This window comes from Kitasatospora sp. NPDC059160 (assembly GCF_042755465.1).
GTDB lineage: Bacteria > Actinomycetota > Actinomycetes > Streptomycetales > Streptomycetaceae > Kitasatospora.
This window is the reverse complement of the sequence record NZ_JBHZCN010000142.1, coordinates 1-19,688: the sequence shown is the minus strand read 5'-3', so window position 1 is coordinate 19,688 and position 19,688 is coordinate 1. Positions and strand designations below refer to the sequence as shown.

The 19,688-nt window shown below is 76.1% G+C and carries 19 protein-coding genes; 3 read left to right on the top strand and 16 right to left on the bottom strand.

Features of this window, described 5'->3' with window-relative positions; genetic code table 11:
• Positions 1–112 precede the first annotated feature (112 nt).
• From ACFXOZ_RS38180 to ACFXOZ_RS38140, 9 genes are all read right to left on the bottom strand, one after another.
• Positions 113–1,429: an FAD-dependent monooxygenase gene (locus tag ACFXOZ_RS38180; protein WP_380594560.1), complete on the bottom strand. Its 1,317-nt coding sequence runs from the start codon at positions 1,427–1,429 to the stop codon at positions 113–115.
• 84 nt (positions 1,430–1,513) lie between these two features.
• Positions 1,514–2,782, bottom strand: a complete 1,269-nt coding sequence (locus tag ACFXOZ_RS38175) for a phenylacetate--CoA ligase family protein (protein ID WP_380529054.1) — start codon at positions 2,780–2,782, stop codon at positions 1,514–1,516.
• A 70-nt stretch (positions 2,783–2,852) separates the two neighbouring features.
• Positions 2,853–3,746, bottom strand: a complete 894-nt coding sequence (locus ACFXOZ_RS38170; RefSeq protein ID WP_380529056.1) for an SDR family NAD(P)-dependent oxidoreductase — start codon at positions 3,744–3,746, stop codon at positions 2,853–2,855.
• Positions 3,743–5,086: an MFS transporter gene (locus tag ACFXOZ_RS38165; protein WP_380594558.1), complete on the bottom strand. Its 1,344-nt coding sequence runs from the start codon at positions 5,084–5,086 to the stop codon at positions 3,743–3,745. Before ACFXOZ_RS38165 ends, ACFXOZ_RS38170 begins: the two co-directional genes overlap by 4 nt.
• Positions 5,083–6,309, bottom strand: coding sequence for an AMP-binding protein (locus tag ACFXOZ_RS38160; RefSeq protein WP_380529060.1), 1,227 nt, complete (start codon positions 6,307–6,309; stop codon positions 5,083–5,085). The genes ACFXOZ_RS38165 and ACFXOZ_RS38160 overlap by 4 nt, the downstream gene beginning before the upstream one ends.
• Entirely contained in the window at positions 6,306–7,397 is a 1,092-nt protein-coding gene (locus tag ACFXOZ_RS38155; protein WP_380594556.1) for a RimK family alpha-L-glutamate ligase, read from the bottom strand. Before ACFXOZ_RS38155 ends, ACFXOZ_RS38160 begins: the two co-directional genes overlap by 4 nt.
• 219 nt (positions 7,398–7,616) lie before the next feature.
• Positions 7,617–8,252, bottom strand: a complete 636-nt coding sequence (locus tag ACFXOZ_RS38150) for an AMP-binding protein (RefSeq protein WP_380594554.1) — start codon at positions 8,250–8,252, stop codon at positions 7,617–7,619.
• A gap of 241 nt (positions 8,253–8,493) precedes the next feature.
• The gene (locus tag ACFXOZ_RS38145; protein ID WP_380594552.1) at positions 8,494–9,768 is read right to left on the bottom strand and encodes a hypothetical protein; all 1,275 of its coding nucleotides are present in this window, start codon (positions 9,766–9,768) and stop codon (positions 8,494–8,496) included.
• 214 nt (positions 9,769–9,982) lie between these two features.
• The gene (locus ACFXOZ_RS38140) at positions 9,983–11,686 is read right to left on the bottom strand and encodes a GAF domain-containing protein (RefSeq protein WP_375886643.1); all 1,704 of its coding nucleotides are present in this window, start codon (positions 11,684–11,686) and stop codon (positions 9,983–9,985) included.
• 323 nt (positions 11,687–12,009) lie between these two features.
• Here ACFXOZ_RS38140 and ACFXOZ_RS38135 point away from each other — a divergent pair, with 323 nt between their 5' ends.
• Positions 12,010–12,873 carry a universal stress protein gene (locus tag ACFXOZ_RS38135; RefSeq protein WP_380594550.1) on the top strand — a complete coding sequence of 288 codons (864 nt, stop codon included), beginning with the start codon at positions 12,010–12,012 and terminating at the stop codon, positions 12,871–12,873.
• A 128-nt stretch (positions 12,874–13,001) separates the two neighbouring features.
• Complete coding sequence (locus ACFXOZ_RS38130; protein ID WP_380594549.1) at positions 13,002–14,033, top strand: Acg family FMN-binding oxidoreductase; 1,032 nt, start codon at positions 13,002–13,004, stop codon at positions 14,031–14,033.
• Between the two features lie 60 nt (positions 14,034–14,093).
• Here the strand turns inward: ACFXOZ_RS38130 and ACFXOZ_RS38125 are convergent, their stop codons facing one another.
• Genes ACFXOZ_RS38125 through ACFXOZ_RS38115 form a run of 3 tightly spaced genes read right to left on the bottom strand, consistent with a single transcriptional unit; the run spans position 14,094 to position 17,049 of the window.
• On the bottom strand, positions 14,094–14,597 hold the full coding sequence (locus tag ACFXOZ_RS38125) for a copper chaperone PCu(A)C (protein WP_380529072.1): 504 nt from the start codon (positions 14,595–14,597) through the stop codon (positions 14,094–14,096).
• The gene (locus ACFXOZ_RS38120; protein ID WP_380594562.1) at positions 14,594–16,840 is read right to left on the bottom strand and encodes a heavy metal translocating P-type ATPase; all 2,247 of its coding nucleotides are present in this window, start codon (positions 16,838–16,840) and stop codon (positions 14,594–14,596) included. Before ACFXOZ_RS38120 ends, ACFXOZ_RS38125 begins: the two co-directional genes overlap by 4 nt.
• 59 nt (positions 16,841–16,899) lie before the next feature.
• Positions 16,900–17,049, bottom strand: a complete 150-nt coding sequence (locus ACFXOZ_RS38115) for a hypothetical protein (protein WP_375896037.1) — start codon at positions 17,047–17,049, stop codon at positions 16,900–16,902.
• A gap of 238 nt (positions 17,050–17,287) precedes the next feature.
• Here ACFXOZ_RS38115 and ACFXOZ_RS38110 point away from each other — a divergent pair, with 238 nt between their 5' ends.
• Positions 17,288–17,755 (top strand): hypothetical protein, encoded by a 468-nt coding sequence (locus tag ACFXOZ_RS38110; protein WP_380594547.1) that lies wholly within the window; start codon positions 17,288–17,290, stop codon positions 17,753–17,755.
• Positions 17,756–17,824: 69 nt separating this feature from the next.
• On the opposite strand, the gene ACFXOZ_RS38105 is transcribed toward ACFXOZ_RS38110, so the two are convergent.
• The 4 genes from ACFXOZ_RS38105 to ACFXOZ_RS38090 all read right to left on the bottom strand — a co-directional run.
• Entirely contained in the window at positions 17,825–18,226 is a 402-nt protein-coding gene (locus tag ACFXOZ_RS38105; RefSeq protein WP_380529076.1) for an NTP pyrophosphohydrolase, read from the bottom strand.
• Positions 18,226–18,657: a PPOX class F420-dependent oxidoreductase gene (locus ACFXOZ_RS38100; RefSeq protein WP_380529078.1), complete on the bottom strand. Its 432-nt coding sequence runs from the start codon at positions 18,655–18,657 to the stop codon at positions 18,226–18,228. The genes ACFXOZ_RS38105 and ACFXOZ_RS38100 overlap by 1 nt, the downstream gene beginning before the upstream one ends.
• 36 nt (positions 18,658–18,693) lie before the next feature.
• Entirely contained in the window at positions 18,694–19,479 is a 786-nt protein-coding gene (locus ACFXOZ_RS38095) for a DUF4239 domain-containing protein (RefSeq protein ID WP_375896026.1), read from the bottom strand.
• A 14-nt stretch (positions 19,480–19,493) separates the two neighbouring features.
• On the bottom strand, positions 19,494–19,688 hold a 195-nt coding region (locus ACFXOZ_RS38090), incomplete at its 5' end, for a hypothetical protein (protein WP_380594545.1).

Below are 19,688 nucleotides of genomic sequence, written 5' to 3'. Positions count from 1 at the left end.
CCTCGTACTGGACGTACTTGGGCGATTCGGGCGTGCGTCCAGGCGGGATGCCCGGCGTCGCGCGCCTGGCAAGATCCGCCGGACAGGCCCTAGACGCCCTGGTACCGGGAGTTCAGGCGTAGTCGGGCAGGTCGAAGGCGGTGGCGGCCCGGAAGGCCGCCTCCAGTTCCATGCCGGGCCGGTCGAAGCCGGGGGCGCCGTCGGCGTCCGGGCCGCCGAGCAGCGAGGCGTCGGCCCCGTAGCGGTCGCGGGTCAGGTCGAGGATGGCCTGGTTGGCCGCGACGTGGTCGCGCAACCGCCGCTCGTAGGCGGGGAAGGCGGTGCGATGGTCGCCGCCGGCCGCGTGGAGTTCCCCGGCCAGGACGTAGGCGGCGGTCAGCGCCACGCTGGTGCCCTGGCCGGTGAACGGGGAGCAGCAGTACCCGGCGTCGCCGAGCAGGGCGACCCGGTCGTGGGACCAGCGGTCCATCCGGATCTGGGCCACGACGTCGTAGTGGAAGGCCTCGGTCTCCCACATCCCGGCCAGGAAGCGCGGCACCTCCCAGCGCAGTCGGGCGGCGCGCCCGGCGACCAGCTCGCGCTGCTCGGCGCGGTCCCGGGGCAGCATCCGGTCGAGCGGTTCGTCGGTGGAGAAGGTGACGAAGACCCGCAGTTCGGTGTTGTCGCGGACGGTCATCACCAGGCAGCCGTGGCCGTCCGCGCCCTCGTGGGCGATCTCCCAGCGGTCGAGGCCGAGGTGGTTGGGGACGGTCCAGCCGGCGACGTAGCTGCCGACGGGGTGCAGGTAGTCGTCCTCGGGGCCGAAGACCAGGCGGCGGGTCCGGGAGTGCAGGCCGTCGGCGCCGACGACCAGGTCGAAGGAGCGCTCCTCGCCGCTGCGGAAGCGGACCTGGACGCCGTCGCCGTGCTGGACGAGGGTGTCGATGCTGTCGTCGAAGCGGTACTCGATGCCCGGCCCGGCGGCTCCGGCGATCAGTTCGGCCAGTTCGTCGCGCAGGATCTCCACGTCGGGGCCGCCGACCGGGCCGCCGCTGGCCGTCCACTCGGTGGTGCGGTGCAGCTCGCGGCCGTCCCCGTCGACCAGGGACATGCCGCGCAGGCCGGTCCGGCGGGACCGGACCTCCGCGAGCAGGCCCATCCGGTCGACGACCTCCAGGGCGTTGCCGCGGATGTCCACGGGCTGACCGCCGCCGCGCAGGCCGGGGGCGCGCTCCACGACGGTGATGCGGAAGCCGTAGCGCTGGAGCCAGTAGGCGAGTGCGGTGCCGGCGATGCCGGCGCCGGAGACCAGGACCGAGGCCCGGGGTCCGGTGGCGCCGGGGTGCGCCGGGGAGTCGAGCGGAAGGGGGGTGGTCGTCACGGTGGTGGTCACGGTGGTGCCTCCGGTGGGTTCGGCGCTGCTGTCGTGGACCAGACTGCGCAGCGCCACCCACAGGACGCGGACAGAGCGCTGACAGCACCGGCGGTCCACCGGCAGGGTGCTGACAGTGCGTCATCATCCACCCCCCGTTCCCTACTCCCGGGGCCGCTCGTCCAGGACCTGCTGGAGCTTGCCGGTCCGCGGGTTGGTGACCAGCTCCGAGCGCGGCACCCACTCCACCGTGAGGGGGTGGATGCTGCCGAGGGCGGCCTCGGACGGGTAGAGCGGCAGGGCCCGGTGGACGGCGTCGACCAGCCGGTCGGACAGGTCGGCGAGGTCGGCGGGCGGCGGCTGGCCGATGTGGCCGAGCCGCAGGATGACCCCGTCGCGGCCGTCCCAACGCCGCTGCACCAGCTGCATCCCGGCGATGTGCCGGTCCGGGTCGGCGGCGACCAGCACGCTGCGGATCTCCTCGGTGGGCAGGGTGACGGTGCCGACCCGGGCGCCCTCGCTGGTGCGGCCGAGCAGGCGGAAGCGTCGGCACTCGCCGTCGACCCAGGCGGCGCGGTCGCCGGTGGGGTAGCGCAGGATCGGCATCAGGGTCCGGAACAGGTTGGTGACCACGACGCGGCCGGGCGTGCCGGGGGTGGTGACGGGCTCGCCGGTGACCTCGTCGAGCAGCTCGACCACGGTGCGGTCGGCGAAGGCCTCGTGCACCCGGACGTCGTCGCCGGGGACGGGCGCGCCGACCAGGCCGGCGTCGTTGGAGGCGTAGCCGACCGAGGCGACGGCCGCGCGGGGGAAGGCCCGGGCGAGCAGCGGGCGCAGGTCGGCGAAGAGCAGGTCGCCGCCGAACAGCAGCAGTTCGACGCCGTCGGCGCGTTCGCCGCGAGCGACCAGGCACTCGGCCACGGCGCTGAGTTTCATCGGCTCGCCGGCCAGGACGTGCACGCCGAAGCCGGTGATCAGGTCGGCGATGTAGCTGTCCGGGGCGGCGCCGCCGACGCCGAGGCGCACGTTGTCGACCGGTGCGTGGTGCAGGGCGTTCTCGATGTAGAGGAAGCCGCCGTAGAGCTCGCCGGCGACGAACAGGTTGGCCACCCGGTGGCCGGGCCGCAGGCCGGCCCGGACCAGGCCGGCGCCGAAGGCCGTGACCGAGTCGGCGTGTTCGGCGCGGGTCCAGGGGGAGAACTTGGGGACGCCGGTGGTGCCGCCGGTCTTGTAGACGCCGGCGTCGGTGAGCGGGCCGGTCAGCACGCGGTTGTCGGGCCAGGTGTTGGCGGCCCAGAAGGCGGTCTGGTCGATCACCGGGAGCTGGTCGAGCCGGTCGGCGCCCTCGGGCAGCTCCCGGTAGAGCTCGGCGTAGAAGGGTGAGTGGGCGCGGGCGAAGCGGATCAGCTCGGCCAGGGGCTTGGCGGGCATGGGCGGGACTCCGTGGGTCGGGAGGAGGGTCGGGACGCCGGTCGGGCGGCGGGCAGCGGGCGGACGGGGCTCAGTCGGTGGTGGCCGCGGGCCGTCCGAGCCAGCCGCGGGCGAGGGTCTGGACGGCGGAGCCGTCGGGGTCGGCGAGCTTGGCCGCCAGGTAGTCGGCGGCCCAGGCGTTGGCGGGCACCCGGAACGGCGGCCGCGGCTCGCGCAGGGTGCGGAGCACGACCTCGGCGACCTCCCGGGCGGGTTGGCCGGCCGACTCCCAGCCCGGGCCGCCGACCCAGTCGAGGTAGTCGGCGAAGGTGTCCGCGTACGGGCCGGAGGCGGCGTGCAGGGTGGCCCGGTTGACGTCGGGGAAGACGCCGAACCCGGTGTCCGGGACGAAGCCCGGCACCACCACCGAGACCCGGACCCCGTGCGCCGCCGCGACCGGGGCGAGCGCCTCCAGGAAGCCCTCGACGGCGAACTTCGCCGCGCAGTACGCCTCGTTGAAGGGCTGGCCGACCACGCCGTGCACGCTGCCGACGGTGACCAGGCGGCCGCCGGCGGCGCGCAGCAGCGGCAGCGCGGCCCGGCTGACGGTGGCGACGCCGAAGAAGTTGACGTCCAGGTTGGCGCGCAGCGCCGCGTCGGTGGACATCTCCAGGGTGGGGTCGGAGTTGGAGACGCCCGCGTTGTTGACGACGGCGTCCAGCCGCCCGTACCGCCGGTGCACGGCGGCCAGGCAGTCGGTGACCGAGCCGGGGTCGGTGACGTCCAGCCGGTGGACGTCCAGGGTGACCCCGGCGGCCTCGGCGGCGGCCCGCAGCGGCCCGGCGCGCTCGGGTGCGCGCAGGGTCGCGACGGTGGTGTAGCCGGCCCGGGCGGCGGCGAGGGCGGTGGCCAGGCCGATGCCGGAGGAGGTGCCGGTGATCAGCAGGACCCGGCCGGTGGGGTCGGCGGGTTCGGTGTCGTTCACGTCGGCTCCTCCGCCGGGACCGCCTCCGCCGGGACCGCCTCCGCCGGGACCGCCTCCGCCGGGACCGCGGCCGTGCCCTTCGTGCGCTCGGCGGTGTCCAGCAGCGGCTGGAGGCCGAGCGCGGGGACGAAGGAGCAGGCGGCCAGCAGGGTGCCGGCGGCCATGGTGAGGCGGGCGGCGTCCAGGACGCCGAGCGGTCCGGTGAGCAGCGAGACGGCGAGTCCGCCGACCAGCGCGGCGAGCGGGATCACACCCCAGGTGACGGTCCGGAAGGCGGCGTGCATCACGCCCTGGTTGCGCGCGGACATCCGGGACTGCCGGACGGGGGCGCTGCACACGTTGATGCAGGACATGAAGAAGCCGTAGCAGCCCATGGTCACGGCGATCACTGGGCCGGGCGGCAGTGCGGGCGCGGCGAGCACGCCGAGGCCGACCAGGCAGTGCAGCAGCAGCGACCAGGCCATCGTCCGGCCGAGGCCGAACCGGCGGGAGAGCCGGGGGGCGACCACGGCCCCGAGCAGGGCGCCGAGCGCGGCGACCGACATGGCCGCGCCGAACACGCCGACCTGCACGCCCAGGCCGCGGTAGGCGAGGACGGGCAGCACGGTGACGTACACCGGCCCGCCGCAGTTGAGGACCACGGCCGCCAGCACCACCCGGCGCAGCACCGGGTCGGCCCAGTTGAGCCGGAAGCCGCGGGTCAGCCGCTCCCGGATCGAGCCCTCCTCGACGGTCCGCTCGCCCCAGGGGCGCATGCGGCGGAAGCAGGCCGCCGAGACCAGGTAGCTGGCCGCGTCGACCAGCAGGGCGGCCACGCCGAGCGCGCTGTAGAGGGCCGCGGCGACGGACGGCCCGGCGACCTCGGCGACCGAACCGCTGCCCTCCAGCCGGGAGTAGGCGCGGACCATGCCGTCCTCGGGGACGACGGCGGGGACGGCGACGAGGTAGCCGACGTTGAAGAAGATGGTCGCGCCGCTGATGACGGCCACGCAGCCGAACAGCAGCGGGGTGGAGAGCGCGCCCAGGGCGTGGGCGAGCGGGATCGCGGCGACGGCGGCCAGCCGGACCAGGTCGCAGACGAGCATGGTGCGGCGCTTGTCCCAGCGGTCGACCAGCACCCCGGCGACCGGCCCGAGCAGCGGGATGCCGAGGTACTGGGCCATCGCGACCACGCCGACCTGGAGGGCGGAGGCGTGCAGCACGAAGATCATCAGGGTCGGGACGACGAAGACGGTGACCTTGTCGCCGACCAGGCTGACGGTCTGTCCGGCCCAGAACAGCGAGAAGCTCCGCCCGAGCGGCGCCGGGGCGCGCTTCGCCGGGGTGGTGTCGGCCGTCACGACTCCTCCCGGACGACCAGGGCGGCGGTCTTGCCGGTGCGGCCGTTGCTGACCAGCTCGTCCACCGGGCGCACCCGGAAGGCCCACGGGTCGTGCTGGAAGGCGGTGCCGAGGGTGCAGGTCGCGGTGAACAGCTCGGTGCGCAGCCGCTCGACGTCCGGTACCGCCGCGGCGCCGGCGGTCACCACCAGCAGGTCCACGCCGCTCGCCCGGCCGTCCCGCTCGGTGAGCACCACCTGGGCCCGGGCCACGCCCGGGGCGCGCTCGGCCCGTTCGATCAGCTCGTCCACGTCCAGGCCGAGGCCGCGGACCTGGACGACGCTGTCGCGCCGGCCCAGCACCCGCATGGCCGGTCCGGGGCGCCCGCACGGGCAGTCGGTCAACTCGCCCGCGTCGCCGGTGCGGTAGCGCAGCACCGGGTTGAGCATCTCCGGGTCGAGGGCGGTGAAGTCCAGCAGTCCGCCGGGGTCGGCGTGCACCAGCTGGTGGGGCAGCGGGTGGAAGACCTCGGCCGGGCAGTCCGGGGTGTTGGTGCCCACCACCCAGGTCTCGGTGCTGCCGAACATGCCCCAGCGCCGCGCCTCGGGGGCCACCTCGGCGAGGTCGGCGTCCAGTTGGGGCTGCCAGGCCTCGCCGAGCCAGAGCACCTTGCGCAGCGCGGGCAGCCGGATGCCGGCGGACCTGGCGTGCGCGAACCAGAGCCGCAGCACGCTGGGGGTGCCGCCGATGGCGGTCACCCGCCGCGCGGCCAGCAGCTCCAGCCAGGCGCCGTACTCGTCCTTGGCGACCGAGCCGAGGGCGATGATCCGGCAGCCGGAGAGGTCGGCGAGGGCGGCGGCGAGGAAGTGGGCGCCCCACATCCGTCCGGCGCCCCAGGCGTTGACGAAGAGGTCGGTGCGGTCGAGCGGCTGCCAGTGGGCGTGCACGCCGGCCATGTAGAAGCCGGTGGGGGCGTAGCCGACCTTGGGGGCGCCGGTGCTGCCGCCGCTCTGGAACAGCCAGGTCGCGGACTGCTCGGCGGTCGGCTCCAGGTGGGCGAGGGCGGTGTTGAGGTCGACCTTCGCCAGCGGGGGGAGCTGGGCGAGCGCGTCGAGGGAGTCGGCGTCGAGGTGCGCGGGGTAGTGCGGGGCCAGCGCGGGCACGCTGCGCAGCCGGTCCAGGGTGCGACGGGCCACGTGCAGCCGGGGCGCGGCGGCCTCGGGGGACAGCGAGAAGGCGGTCATCGGGGGTCCGTCCGGAAGGCGGGGGCAGGGGCGGGGACGAGAACGGGGGCGGGGACGGGGCCGGTGCGGGGCGCGGTGTCGAGGGTGAGCGGGCGGGCGCCGTCGGCGAGCCACCTGGCGTGGCCGTCCCGGTAGGCGGCGAACCGGGCGCGGGTGACGTCCCGTTGCAGGCTGCGGTGCGGGTCGGTGCGGTCCGGGGCGATCACGCCGTCCGGTTCCAGCTCGGAGAACCAGTACCGCTCGCCGTCGTACAGGAAGTCGACGCAGAAGAACGGGATCGGCAGCCGTTCGGCGAACCAGGCGGTGGCGGCGGCGAGTTCGGGCGGCACCGGGGGGAACTCCATGCCCCCGCCGCGGCTGGCGTTGGCGACCGGGGAGCCGGGTTCGGGGGTGCGCTTCATCACCGCGTACGGCCGGCCGTCGACCACGTACACCCGGTAGTCGATGGTGCCGTCGCCCAGGTAGGGCTGGATCACCAGGGTGGTGTCGCCGCCCTGGGCCAGGCTGGCCAGGCCGCGCACCTCCTCGGGGTTGCGGGCCAGGTTGATCCCGCCGCCGCCGCACCAGCCGGCCGGTTTGACGATGGCCGGGTAGGTCATCCGCCCGAGCGCGACCTCGTAGCCGTACTTGGCGGTGTCCCGCCCGGTGCCGATCCGCACGGTCGGGATGGTCGGCACCGGGGAGTCGGCCAGGAACAGCAGGGTGGCCAGCTTGTCGTTGCCGATCAGCGACACCTGCGGGGGGAACGGCAGGTAGAAGCCGGCCTGTTCGAGCACCGCGTAGAGCGCGTACTGGTTGAAGACGTCCATCGACTGGTACGGCAGCGAGTAGAGCGCCGTGATGAAGAGGGTGTCCTCGGGGGTCACCACCTCGTCGTCGACGTACACCCGGGGGCGGCCGGGGCCGGTGGCGTCCACGCTGACGGCGTCCGGGGCGTGCCTGGTCCAGCGCAGGCCGAGGTCGGCGGCGCTCTCGGCGTAGAGGTCCCAGAAGAAGCCGTGCCACATCTCGGCCATCCGGGAGGACTCCCGGTCGGGGAAGATCCAGCACAGCCGGCGCAGCGGGCCGGGCGGGGCGGGGGCGGTCATCGGGCTCCTCGGGGTGCGGCGGGGGTGATGGCGGTCTCCGGGCGTGGGGTGCCGGGCGCGCGGCCTCTCGGGCGGGCGCCTGGGTGTGGTGAGGGGTGTGGTGCGGAGCGGGGGCGGTGGGGGCTCGGCCGGGGGAACGGTTGGGGCTCGGCCGCAGGGCGGACCTCGGCCTCGGCCCGCTCCGGGGTCAGGCGTGGTGAGGGTGGCTCCGAGGCCCGATCAGCCTGTCGGGGCGTGGAGTTCGAGGTGGCCCTCGCTCCTGCGGTGGCCGCGATGCGTCGGCCCGGGCCGGCCGGGGTGGGGGTTTCGACGGCGGTTCGGACGGCCTGATGGGAAGTCAGGACGGGTTTCGGCTGCCCGGTCGAACCCGTCGTGAAGCGTGGAGGGAATGCGGGCCGGTTGTTCCGGCGCCACCGTGGACGGGAGCGCCGGGGGGTCCCCGGGGTTTTTCGAAGGCTCTGCGGTCGGCTCCGGTGACTCCACTAATCGGATTGCGAGTTGAAGGCTTTCTCCGGTGCTTACGGAGACCGTCGTACGGCACTGCGCGGCCGCCGCCACGGTCTGTCGGCGGGCCGGTGGGAATACCGGGTCGACGGGGCGGCAGTGGCCCCCGGCGGTCGGCATGCCGAGGAGTGCGACCACCGTTTCCGGTGCGTGGACGGCCCGTACGGCGACCGTGCCGGGGTTCGATCCCGGGCCTGTGGCCAGGGAGTTCGCCGATTCCAGGAGTCGGCCGTGGGTCGGGGCGGGTCCGCGGTGGACGATCGCCGGACGGCGGGGATTTCGACGTGCGATATCTCTGAGGACGTCAAGTAGGTCGGGGGCGACCCGGGGGAAACCGTGAATATTTGACATGCCCGCCCCAAATGCGCTGAGAACTGCTCATCCGTGCTCGGCGAACGGCGACTCTACCTTCGAACATGCGTGGCGACAATGGATGTTGAGGGTGTTCTTCCAAGGCTCCGTGGTGGAACTGTGAACCGCCCCCGACCGGGGAAATCGTTCGGGTGAGGACGGTGCGCCCGGGCGCCCCGAGGAGTTCACCGCCCACCCGCTGGGCTCCTCCGTCCGCCGCCCGCACGGCAGTTCGCCCCACTCAGTGCGGGTCGCCGGCGATCCGCCCGGCCAGTGCCCGTACGGTGGGCGGTAGTTCGCGCACCCGCAGAGCGAGCAACGGCAGGGCCAGGCCCAGGTACACCCAGCTGAGCACCAGCCGGGAGGACTCACCGGGCAGGGCGAACTGGACGCCGAACAGCACCAGCAGCAGGGCGGCCTTCCAGGGCAGGAACCGCAGGTCGAGGAGGAGGACGACGGCCAGCACGGTCTGAGCGGCGGTCAGCAGCACCTCGTCCACCTGGCGTTCGACCAGGGGGAGCGAGGCCGGGCCGCCGCCCAGCAGGTGGGCCAGCGGCAGGCAGCCGATCAGCAGCGTCCACTGGTTGACCTTGCTGGAGAGCAGCGCGCCCAGCCCGTCGTCGCCGCGCAGCCGCCAGGCGAACACCACGGCGACGATCAGCTCCGGGGCCTCGGAGGCCAGCGGGGCGAGCCACTGCACCAACAGGAAGCGGTCGATGCCGAGCGAGGAGCCGGCGTCCACCAGCGAGGTGGCGAAGGGCTCGGCGCAGGCGAAGACGACGGCCGCGGCCGCGAGGAACACCAGGACGGTGACGGGCCGTCGGCGGGCCGTCGGCAGCAGGGCCAGCCGGGCCGGGACACCGACGAGCTCCTCCTCGTCGGTCTCGCTGCACCGGCTGATCCGGAACAGGTAGTAGGCGTACCAGGCGATCAGCACCACCGCGAGCACCCAGGAGATCCGCCGCATCGCCGGCATCACGAAGGCCACCAGCGCGGCGGCCCCCAGGAACGCGGTGTCGATCCGGCGGTGCTCGCGCAGCACGATCCCGGGGGCGACGCCGCGGCGCCGGGCGGCCAGGTACGCGGCCAGCGCGACCAGCGGCCAGCCGACGCCGACCAGCAGCCGGTTGGCGCCGGTCATGTTGGCGGCCGCGTAGGCCGCGTACTCGGGGCGGGTGCCGGCCGTGTAGGCGAACCAGAGGTCGACGGCGTACTCGGGCAGCACCGCGATGAAGGCCAGCAGGGCGAGCGCCAGCGGCCCGGAGATGTCCGCCCGGGCGGTCTCCGCCGCCCACATCAGCAGCAGCGCCGCCGACAGCACCCCGAGACCGAACAGCAGCATGGCCGGCACCGGCGAGGGGTGGATCCCGGCCAGCCGCAGCACCACCGCGGGCAGCGCGCCGGCGGCGGCCGCCGCGAGCCGCAGCGCCGTCACCGACCCGCTGGGCGGCGGCGCGGACGGCACCTCGGCGGTGCCCGGGGGCGGGGTGGCGGTCGCGGGTGACTCGTGGGCCATCGGCCGTCCTCGTGCTCGACGCTCGGCGGGGCGCACGGCGGGGGCTCGGCGCAACGCTCGGGGGACGCGAAGCAGGCTAGGGGCGCCCCGGGGCGGCGGCGCCGCTACGGGGCGGGGCCGCGGCGGAGTTCCCCCGTACGGCGGCGGGCGCGGCGGGGTGCGGCGCCGGTCGCGCCGGGGACGGGGTCGCCGGTCAGGGCCCGGGCGGCGACGCTCAGGACCCGAGCGGGGCCTCCCACACCAGCCGGGTGCCGCCGCCCGCGTCGTCCGCCGGGCCGTGGGTGAAGGCCCCGCCGACCCGTGCGGCGCGTTCGGCGAGGTTGCGCAGCCCGCTGCGCCGCCCGCCCTCGGGGATGCCCGTGCCGTCGTCCGTGACGGTGAGCACCACCCGCCCGGCCAGCGCCCGCAGGTTGACCTCGACCCGGCCGGCCCCGGCGTGCCGGGCGGCGTTGCTGAGCGCCTCCGCCAGCACGGCGACCACGTGTTCGGCCAGCTCCTGCGGGACGTCGGTGTCCAGCAGCCCCTCCAGGCTGAGCCGGGGCGCGAAGCCGAGCGGCCCCTGGGCCTCGGTGACCACCCGGGTGGCGCGGGCGCGCAGGCCGCGGTCCGGTTCGCTGTGGGCGCGCAGGCCGAAGATGGTCGAACGGATGATCTTGATGGTCTCGTCCAGGTCCGCCACCGCCCGGGCGACCCGGTCGGCGGCGGCCGGACTCTCGATCAGCCGGCCCGCGCTCTGCAGCGTCATCCCGGTGGCGAAGAGCCGCTGGATCGCCAGGTCGTGCAGGTCCCGGGCGATCCGGTCGCGGTCCTCCAGCAGGTTCAACTGCTCGGCGTCGCGCCGCCGTTCGGCCAGCTCCAGGGCGAGCGCCGCCTGGTCGGCGAAGCCCAGCAGCGGGCCGGTCTCCTCCGGCCCGAAGGCGGGCTGCCCCTGCGCCCGGGCCAGCAGCAGCACACCCCGCCCGTACCCGGGGCCGGTGCCCAGCGGCACCGCCACGGCCGGGCCCAGCCCGTCGAAGCGGCCCGCCGGACCGGCCGGGAAGCGGGCGTCGGCGGCCAGGTCGTCACTGGTGGCCGGGGAGCCGGAGGCGTACGCGGCGCCGGAGAGCGTGCCGTCCACCGGCACCGTCACCCCCAGCCGGGCGGCGGGCTCGGCGCCGAGCGCGACCTCCACCGCCAGCTCCTCCGCCCGCTCCTCCGGCCCGGCCAGCGCCACCGAGACGTCCGCCAGCTCGGCCCCGGCGATCTCCCGGGCCCGGCGGGCGATCAGCTCGACCACCTCCAGGCGCGGCGCGCCCGACAGCAGGCTGCGGGTGATCTCGGTGCTCGCCCGCAGCCAGCGCTGGCGCAGCTGGGCCTCCTCGTACAGCCGGGCGTTGTCGATCGCGACCCCGGCGGCGACCGCGAGGGTGGAGATCACCGCCTCGTCGTCCTCGTCGAAGTCCAGCCCGCCGCGCTTGTCGGTCAGGTAGAGGTTGCCGAACACCTCCCCGTGGATCCGCACCGGCACCCCCAGGAAGGTGTGCATCGGCGGGTGGCCGACCGGGAAGCCGATCGAGGCCGGGTGCTCGGACAGCACCGGGCAGCGCAGCGGCTGCGGGTGGCGGATCAGCTCGCCGAGGATGCCCCGGCCGGAGGGCGGCGGGCCGATCTCCTCGATCTCCGCCTCGGACAGACCGACCGTCAGGAACTGCGACAGGGTGTGCCCGTCCGGCCCGATCACGCCCAGCGCGCCGTAGCGGGCGTCCACCAGGTCGACGGCGGCCTCCACGATCCGGTGCAGCGCCTGGGCGAGGTCCAGCTCCCGGCCGACCGCCAGCACCGCCTCCAGCAGGCTGTGCACCCGGTTCTGGGTGCCGCGCGCCGCGTCGATCCGCCACTGGAGCTCCTCCAGCAGCTCGTCCAGGCGCAGCCGGGGCATCCGCGCGCCGCCGCCCGCCGCGCTGCCGTCCGCTCCGCCCACCGCTGTCCTCCTCGTTCGCACCGCGACCCGTCGGCCCGCGCCGCCCGGTCCGATCAGGGACCGTCCGACCAGCGGGTATTCCGTGTCCACACCGTAGTGCCCGGGTGTCGACGGGGTGGCGGCCGGGGTCGCCCGTACTGTTCGGCGGGGGTCTTTCGTCCTGTGGGCGGGGGCCTTGCGGCCTCTGGCGGCGCGCCGTCGGCGGGCGACAGGGTGGGAGCAGAGCGGACGGGGCGTCAGTCACGCACCGTCCCCGGTGCCGAGACAGTGGAGGAACCGTCATGACGTCAACCGTGGTGGCCGGGGTCGACGGCTCGCCGGCGAGCACCGCCGCCGCCCAGTGGGCGGCCGAGGAGGCGCGGCGGCGCGGGGCGGCGCTGCGGCTGGTGCACGCCTGGCCGTGGCTGACCGACGGGGTGTCCTCCTACGCCGAGCCCGACGACCTCCCGGCAGCCGCCGAGCGCACCCTGGCCGAAGCCGCGGACGCGGTCCGCCGGCACCACCCGGAGCTCGCCGTGCAGACCGACACGGTGCTGGACGCCCCGGTGGACGGGCTGGTGGCGGCCGCCGCCGACGCCGAGCTGCTGGTGCTCGGCTCGCGCGGACGCGGCGGCTTCACCGGGCTGCTGCTCGGCTCGGTCAGCATGGCGGTGGCCGGGCGCAGCGGCACGCCGGTGGTCGTGGTGCGGGAGGTCGGCGGCGAGGGGGTCGGGGAGGGAGCCGGCGAGGTGGTGGTCGGCGTGGACGCCCACGCGCCCGAGGAGGAGGTGCTCGCCTTCGCCTTCCAGGAGGCCGCCCTGCGCGGCGCCCGGGTGCGGGCGGTGCACGGCTGGGACCTGCCGCCGCTGTTCGGCTACGCGGGCGGGGCCGTGCCGGCGGGGGAGGTCGCCCAACTGGAGGCGCTGGAGGCGAAGCTGCTGTCGCTCGCCCTGGCCGGGCCGCGCGAGCGGCACCCGGCGGTCGAGGTGGTCGAGGACGTCCGGCTGGGCGCCGCGCGCGGCCTGGTGGAGGCCTCCGCCGGGGCCGGGCTGGTGGTCGTGGGCCGGCGCCGCCGCCCGATCGAGCTCGGCCCCCGGCTCGGCCGGATCGCCCACGCGGCACTGCACCACGCCGAGGCCCCGGTGGCGGTCGTCCCGCACGGGTGACCGACGCCCCGGCGGCGGAAGGGCTTTCGGCCCTGGCCCGCACCGCGGCCCGGCGCGCAGGCTCGGAAGCAGCGAGGACTCCGCGGTCGAGTCGTCGACCGCCGGACGGTCGTGAGGAGTTGATCGCCATGATGCGCACCCCGGTTCCGACCCCGGCGCTCACCCCGGCGGAGCTGCGCCTGCTCGCCGCGGCGGGCGGCGCGGCGCCGTCGCTGCACAACAGCCAGCCCTGGCGCTTCGTGCCCACTCCGGACGGCCACGGGCTCGCCGTCCACGCCGACCCCTCCCGCGGGCTGCCGCTGGCCGACCCGGTCGGGGCGGCGCTGCACATCGCGGTCGGCGCCGCCGTGTTCAACCTACGGGTGGCCGCCGGACACCTCGGCCGCACGGCGGCGGTCCGGCTGCTCCCGGAGCCCGCTGAGCCCGGCCTGCTGGCCCTGCTCGACCTCTCCGCCCCGGCCCGCGTACGCCTGCCCTTCGGCCGCGACCTCCGCCCGGCCGTCGCCGCCCGCCGCTCCAGCCGCGAGCCCTTCGCCCAGCGGGACGTGCCCGAGGCGGTGCTCGGCGAACTGCTCACCGCCGCCGCCGAGGAGGGCGTCGTGGTGGCCGCGCTGGAGGAAGCCGGTGTCCGGCGGGTGCTGGCGCTGACCGTCGAGGCGGAGCGCCGTTGCGAGGACGACCCGGCCCGGGTGGCGGAGAGCCGGGCCTGGCTGCGCCCGCCGGGGGAGTGCACCGACGGCATCCCGTACGAGGCGCTCGGCTCCCTGGACCGCGACGCGAGGGTCCCGATGCGCCGGTACGCCGGCCGCCCGCCGTACGGCCCGGGCTCCGCCACGGCCCCCGGCGGGCCGCCCGCCCCGCCGGTCGGGCCGGAGCGGCGCTTCGAGGCGCTGCCGCAGCTGTGCACCCTGACCACCCCCGGGGACGGCCCGCTGGACTGGCTGCGCGCCGGGCAGGCGCTGGAGAGGGTCTGGCTGCTGGCCACCGTGCACGGGGTGCGGCTGACGGTCTGGCACCAGGCGCTCGAGTGGCCGGACCTCCGCTGGGCGCTGCGCGACCCGGCCGACGGCCCGGCGCACGTCCAGCTGGTGCTTCGGATCGGGTACGGCCCGCCCGGTGCGGCGACGCCCCGGCGGCCGGTCGAGGAGACGCTCGGCTGAACGGCCCGGCCCGGTGCCGGGGAGCCCGCGCTCCCCGGCACCGGGCCGGCCCGTTCGGGCTCAGCGCGGCCGGTCGGCCGCCGTGCGGACCTCGGCGGTCAGGTGCAGCGGCGGGCTGTGCCGGAAGGTGAGGGTGAAGGCCACCCGCTGGCCGGGCCGCAGCGCGGGCGGGGCGGGGATCATCAGGTCGGCGTCCTCGGGCGTCATGGCCAGTTCGCCCCGACCGGGGACGGGCAGGCCGGGGACGGGCTCCCAGCGGCCCGCCGCGCCCTGGTGGAGGTGCCGCTTGAGGGTGATCGGTCCGCCGAACTCCCAGTCGGCGCCGGTCAGTTCGTCGGGGACGTCGCCCGGGTTGCGGATCGTGAAGAAGGCCGCGGTGGCGGTGGCCGCGCCGGCCGTGGGCAGCAGCACCCAGCCGGGGCCGGCCTCCACCGGGCGGGGGCCGACGCCGGCTCCGCCGACCGCCGTCCAGCCGGTGAGCAGGGCCAGCGCGAGTGCCGCGGCGCCGACCGGCGGGCCGACCACGGCGAGCCGGTCGAGCGGCCCGGATATCCGTGTCCTCACCGCAGGCCACCCATCGCCCGGCCGCTGGTCGTACGGCCCCCCGTCGGCCGGCCGCTGGTCGTACGACCCCCGGTCGACCGTCCGCGCCCCGGTTCCCAGGTGCGCAGCCGCAGGCTGTTGCCCACCACCAGCAGCGAACTGAGCGACATCGCCACCGCCGCCAGCATCGGGTTCAGCAGCCCGACGGCCGCCAGCGGGATCAGCACCAGGTTGTAGCCGAAGGCCCAGAGCAGATTGGCCCGGATCGTGGCGAGGGTCTGCCGGGCCAGCCGCACGGCGTCCACCACCGCCTCGATGTCACCGCGTACCAGGGTCAGCCCGGCCGCGCCGATCGCGGCGTCGCTGCCGGAGGCCAGCGCCACGCCGAGGTCGGCCGAGGCGAGGGCGACCGCGTCGTTGACGCCGTCGCCGACCACCGCCACCGTCCCTCCGGCGGCCCGCAGTTCGGCCACCACCTCGGCCTTGCGCTCGGGCGAGGCCGAGTCGTGCACCCGCTCGATGCCCAGCTCGGCGGCCACCGCCCGGGCCGCGCCCGGGCCGTCCCCGGTCAGCAGCACGGTCTCCAGGCCCATCCCGCGCAGCCGGTGGAGGGCCCGCCAACTGCCGGAACGCAGCGTGTCACCGACCGCCAGTACGGCCGCGGCCCGTCCGTCCAGCTCCACCAGGACGGCGGTGCGGCCCGCCGTCCCGGCCGCGGTGACCGCCGCGGCGAGCTCCGGGGGCAGCGCGTCGCCGTCCGGCCGGACGGCCCGGACCGGACGGCCCTCGACGGTGCCGGACACCCCGAGGCCGGTGGCGGCGGCGAAGCCGTCCACCGGGGGGAGTGTCCCGCAGCGCTCCCGGGCGGCGGCCGCGACGGCCCGTCCGATCGGGTGCTCCGAGCGGTGCTCGACCGCGCCCGCCAGCCGCAGCACCTCCGCCTCGGTGCACCCCTCGGCGACCGTCACCGCCGCCAGTTCCATCCGGCCGGTGGTCAGCGTGCCGGTCTTGTCCACCACCACGGTGTCCACCCGGCGCAGGCTCTCCAGCACCTCGGGGCCGCGTACCAGCACGCCCAGTTCGGCGCCGCGCCCGGTCGCCGCCAGCAGCGCCGTCGGGGTGGCCAGGCCCAGTGCGCACGGGCAGGCCACCACCAGGACGGCGACCGCCGCCGTGACGGCCGCCTGCGGGGCGGCGCCCGCGCCCAGCCAGAAGCCCAGGACGCACACCGCGACCGTCAGCACGCAGGGCACGAAGACCCCGGCCACCGCGTCCGCCAGCCGCTGCGCCCGGGCCTTGCCGGCCTGGGCCTCGGCCACCAGGGCGGTGATCCGGGCCAGTTGGGTGTCCGCGCCGACGGCGGTGGCGCGTACCACCAGCGCACCGCCGACGTTCACCGTCGCCCCGGCCACGGCGTCCCCGGGGCCGACCTCCACCGGCACGCTCTCCCCGGTCAGCAGGCTCAGGTCGAGGGCCGAACCGCCCTCCACGACCACTCCGTCGGTGGCCACCCGCTCGCCCGGCCGCACCACGAACTCCTGCCCGGGGAGCAGCAGTTCGACGGGGATCAGGCGTTCCTCGCCGTCCTGCGCCCGGACGCAGACCTGCTTGGCGCCCAGCTCGGCCAGCGCCCGCAGCGCGGAGCCGCTGCGGCGGCGCACCCGGCCCTCCAGCAGCCGCCCGGCCAGCACGAACAGCGGCACCCCGACCGCCGCCTCCAGGTACACGTGCGCCGCGCCGCCACCGTCGGCGGTCAGCGAGAACGGCATCCGCATGCCCAACTCGCCTGCCCCGCCCAGGAACAGCGCGTAGGCGGACCAGGCGAAGGAGGCCACCACGCCCAGGCTGACCAGGGTGTCCATGGTCGCGGCGGCGTGCCGCAGCCCTTGCAGGGCGCGCCGGTGGAAGCCGGCCGACCCCCAGGTCACCACCGGCACGGCCAGGGCGAAGCAGACCCACTGCCAGGCGTCGAACTGGAGCGCGGGCACCATCGACAGGGCCAGCACGGGGACGGCCAGCAGGGTGGTGACCAGCAGCCGCCGGCGCTCGTCCGGCTCCTCCTCCGGCAGTCCGCCGAGCACCCCGGAGGCCGCCAACTCGGCCGTGTACCCGGCCCGTTCGACGGCCGCGACCAGCTCGTCCACGGACACCCCGGCCGGGTGCAGCACCCGGGCCCGGCCGGTCGCCAGGTTCACCCCGGCCGTCACCCCGTCGATCCGGCCCAGCCGCTTCTCCACCCGGCCCACGCAGGCCGCGCAGGTCATCCCGCCGACCGCCAGATCGGTGGACACCAGCTCCCCGGTGTCCGCCCCCGCGACCGGGCTCACCGCATCCCGCCCATGTCGTGCCCGCCCATGCCGGGCGAGGAACCGCCGCCCCGGCTCGGCGTCAGCCCCGGGGCCACCGGCCCCGCCTGCCGCCCCACCGCGTACGAGACCACGAACACCACCACCAGCAGCAGGGCGAACCCCACCAGCACACTCGACGGCCGGACACCCGGCGATTTCGGCTTCACCCCCCACCAGTCGGACGGCCGGAGCGGTCGGTTCCCGAACCTTCCGGGCCGGGCGGGTGGCGCTCGTCACGGTCCGCCCGGCCCGGTCCGCCCGCCGCCGTCGTACCGGGTGTCGCACCGCTGTCGTACCGGCGTCGTACGATCATTCGTGTGCCGAAGACCGGCGCAGGTACGACGAGCATCCGGGGGGATGGCGATGGAGACGACGAAGCGGGCCCGCGCACTGGGCGTGGCGGCCGGGGTCCTGGGGGTGGCGGTGGCGTTCGCCGGAACGGCGTCGGCGCGGCCGACCGACGGGCCGGACACCCCGATCGGCGGGCCGGGGACGGGGCGGATCCTGCCGCCGACCCCGGACGAGGACACCATGTTCTCGATCCCGGACTGGATCGGCAACGGCGGCGCCGTGACGGCCTCGGTGACGGAGTCGCTGCCGATCACGGTCGTCGTCGGCTGCCGGGGCGGCGGTTCGGCACAGGTCCACGTCGGCGGGCAGGCCCCGGCCGACTTCACGGTGCAGTGCCCGGCGGACGCGGTCGGCGTCGGCTCGGTGGAGATCCCCGCCCGGCCGGGCCGGGACTTCCAGTTCACCGTCCGCACCTCGGACCCGTCGATCCACTGGGGCATCAACGCCCTCCAGGTCCGCCCCGCTCCGCCGACCGACTGACCGCCGACGGACCGGCCGCCTACGGACCGACCGCCGACGGACCGACCGTGGTCGGACCCGGCCGGGGGCTCAGCGCCGGACGCTCCGCGGGCCCGTCACGGCGGCGCCCAACGCGCCGACCCGGGCCCGTAGTTCGCGGTCGGCGGTGACCACCAGGCAGGCCCGCGCCGGATCCCCGGTGCGGGCCTCGCGGACCAGTTCCACGATCCGGTCGTCGCCGCTGCCCGCCGCCGACACCACCCGGACCTCCGGCAGCCCGGTGACGCCCCGGGCCGCGCCCTCGACCACCAGCACCACCTCCAGCGGGCCGGGGTGCTCCGGCACGCCCCGGGCGGCCACGGCGACCAGGGCGTCCCGGAGGCGTTCGGCGGCGCCGTGCCGGTCGCGCCACCAGCCGTCGGGGACCGAGCCGACCACGTTCGCGCCGTCCACCACCAGCAGGGGCGGCGGCCCGGCTTCGTCATGTTCCATCAGTCCGTCCGGTCCGCCTGATCCGTCAGGGTGATCCGGATGCCGACGGTGCCGCGCTCACCGCGCCGCAGCCGGCTGCCGAGCAGGGTGAGCACGCCGAGCAGCCCGTACTTCTGGCGCAGCAGGGTGCGGTAGGCGGCGGTGCGCTCGGGGGCGAGGAGTTCGGCGGTGGCCGGGTACTGGTCGCCGGTCGGGCGGCCCTTGACGTCGCAGGGCCCGACCAGGACGTCGGACCGGTTGCGGATCCGCTTGACCTTCCAGGAGTCCGCGACGGTCCAGACGCCGAGCGCCTCCCCGTCCCGGACCACCCACACCGGGGTCGGCACCGGGGTGCCGTCCTTCTTGTAGGTGGTGACGAGCAGGTAGCTGCCGGAGGAGAGGCTGACGATCCGGGCGAGCCGGGCCGCGGCGGTGGGGTCGGGCGTGGTCATGGCCGAGAGTCTACGAGGTGGGAGCGCTGTGGCCGGTCACCAGAAGCGGGCGAGGGCGCTCTGTCTGAACGGCTCCGGCGAGATGCAGAGCTCCCCGGCGAACGGCCGGTCCAGCACCAGGACGAGCAGCAGGCTGAATCCGATCAGCGCGGCCACCGAGCCGACGAACAGCAGCCGTGCCCGCCGGGCGCGGACGCCGTACAGCAGGGACAGCAGAACGATCGCCACCGCTCCGCCGACGATCAGGACCTGGAGCAGGACGGGCAGTTCGGAGCCGCTGGCGTTGATCCGGTCCCGGCGCCGGCCGGCCACGTCGTTGAGGCTGTCGAGCGCCTTCGCGTAGAAGGCCTGCTCGGACGGCGACTGCGGCTCGAACGCGAGCAGCGCCCGGTACATCGCGTCGACCTCCGTGCCGGTGGCCGTGAACTCGCCGCGGCCGGCCCTCATCAGCGGCCACTGCCGCTCCACCACGACGTGCACGTAGTCGCCGACCGAGGCGGTGACGGCCGCCCGGGGCCCGGGCGGGAAGGCGGCGGCGTCCCGGGCGATCTGGGAGACCGCGGTGGCTTCGGCGGAGACCACCTTCTGGGTGTCCTGCAGCTCGGTCCACAGGTTGACGATGACGAAGGCCAGGATGAGGCCGTAGATCGCGCCGAAGATGCCGAGCACCACGCCGACCATGTCGTTGTTCCCGCCCCGGGCGAGGGTCGGGGACCAGCGGCTGACCAGGACGCTCCCGGCCAGGGCCAGCAGGACGGACCCGCCGACCACCAGCACGCCGAGCCAGGCGGTGGAGAGGTGGTTCAGCAGCCACAGCTCCACGACCGACCTCCGGGTCAGCCGTCCCGGCGGGGTCGGGTGCCGCGGAGGAGGGCGCGGGCGCGTCGGGTGAGACGGCGGGCCACGCGGCCGCCGACGCCGGTGGCGCCGATCCGGGAGGCGCCGGTGCCGAGGCTCGTGCTGCCGCCGGCCGACGCGGGGCCGGTGGGCCGGGGGCCGGTGGGTGCGGCGCCCGCGGCGGGGGCCGTGCG

Coding starts and splice junctions, on each gene's coding strand:
- ACFXOZ_RS38175 (WP_380529054.1), bottom strand. CDS start 2,782: ATGCCCGCCAAGCCCCTGGCCGAGCTGATCCGCTTCGCCCGCGCCCAC.
- ACFXOZ_RS38160 (WP_380529060.1), bottom strand. CDS start 6,309: ATGACCGCCTTCTCGCTGTCCCCCGAGGCCGCCGCGCCCCGGCTGCAC.
- ACFXOZ_RS38155 (WP_380594556.1), bottom strand. CDS start 7,397: ATGACCGCCCCCGCCCCGCCCGGCCCGCTGCGCCGGCTGTGCTGGATC.
- ACFXOZ_RS38150 (WP_380594554.1), bottom strand. CDS start 8,252: ATGTCAAATATTCACGGTTTCCCCCGGGTCGCCCCCGACCTACTTGAC.
- ACFXOZ_RS38145 (WP_380594552.1), bottom strand. CDS start 9,768: ATGGCCCACGAGTCACCCGCGACCGCCACCCCGCCCCCGGGCACCGCC.
- ACFXOZ_RS38140 (WP_375886643.1), bottom strand. CDS start 11,686: ATGCCCCGGCTGCGCCTGGACGAGCTGCTGGAGGAGCTCCAGTGGCGG.
- ACFXOZ_RS38135 (WP_380594550.1), top strand. CDS start 12,010: ATGACGTCAACCGTGGTGGCCGGGGTCGACGGCTCGCCGGCGAGCACC.
- ACFXOZ_RS38130 (WP_380594549.1), top strand. CDS start 13,002: ATGATGCGCACCCCGGTTCCGACCCCGGCGCTCACCCCGGCGGAGCTG.
- ACFXOZ_RS38120 (WP_380594562.1), bottom strand. CDS start 16,840: ATGACCTGCGCGGCCTGCGTGGGCCGGGTGGAGAAGCGGCTGGGCCGG.
- ACFXOZ_RS38110 (WP_380594547.1), top strand. CDS start 17,288: ATGGAGACGACGAAGCGGGCCCGCGCACTGGGCGTGGCGGCCGGGGTC.
- ACFXOZ_RS38105 (WP_380529076.1), bottom strand. CDS start 18,226: ATGGAACATGACGAAGCCGGGCCGCCGCCCCTGCTGGTGGTGGACGGC.
- ACFXOZ_RS38100 (WP_380529078.1), bottom strand. CDS start 18,657: ATGACCACGCCCGACCCCACCGCCGCGGCCCGGCTCGCCCGGATCGTC.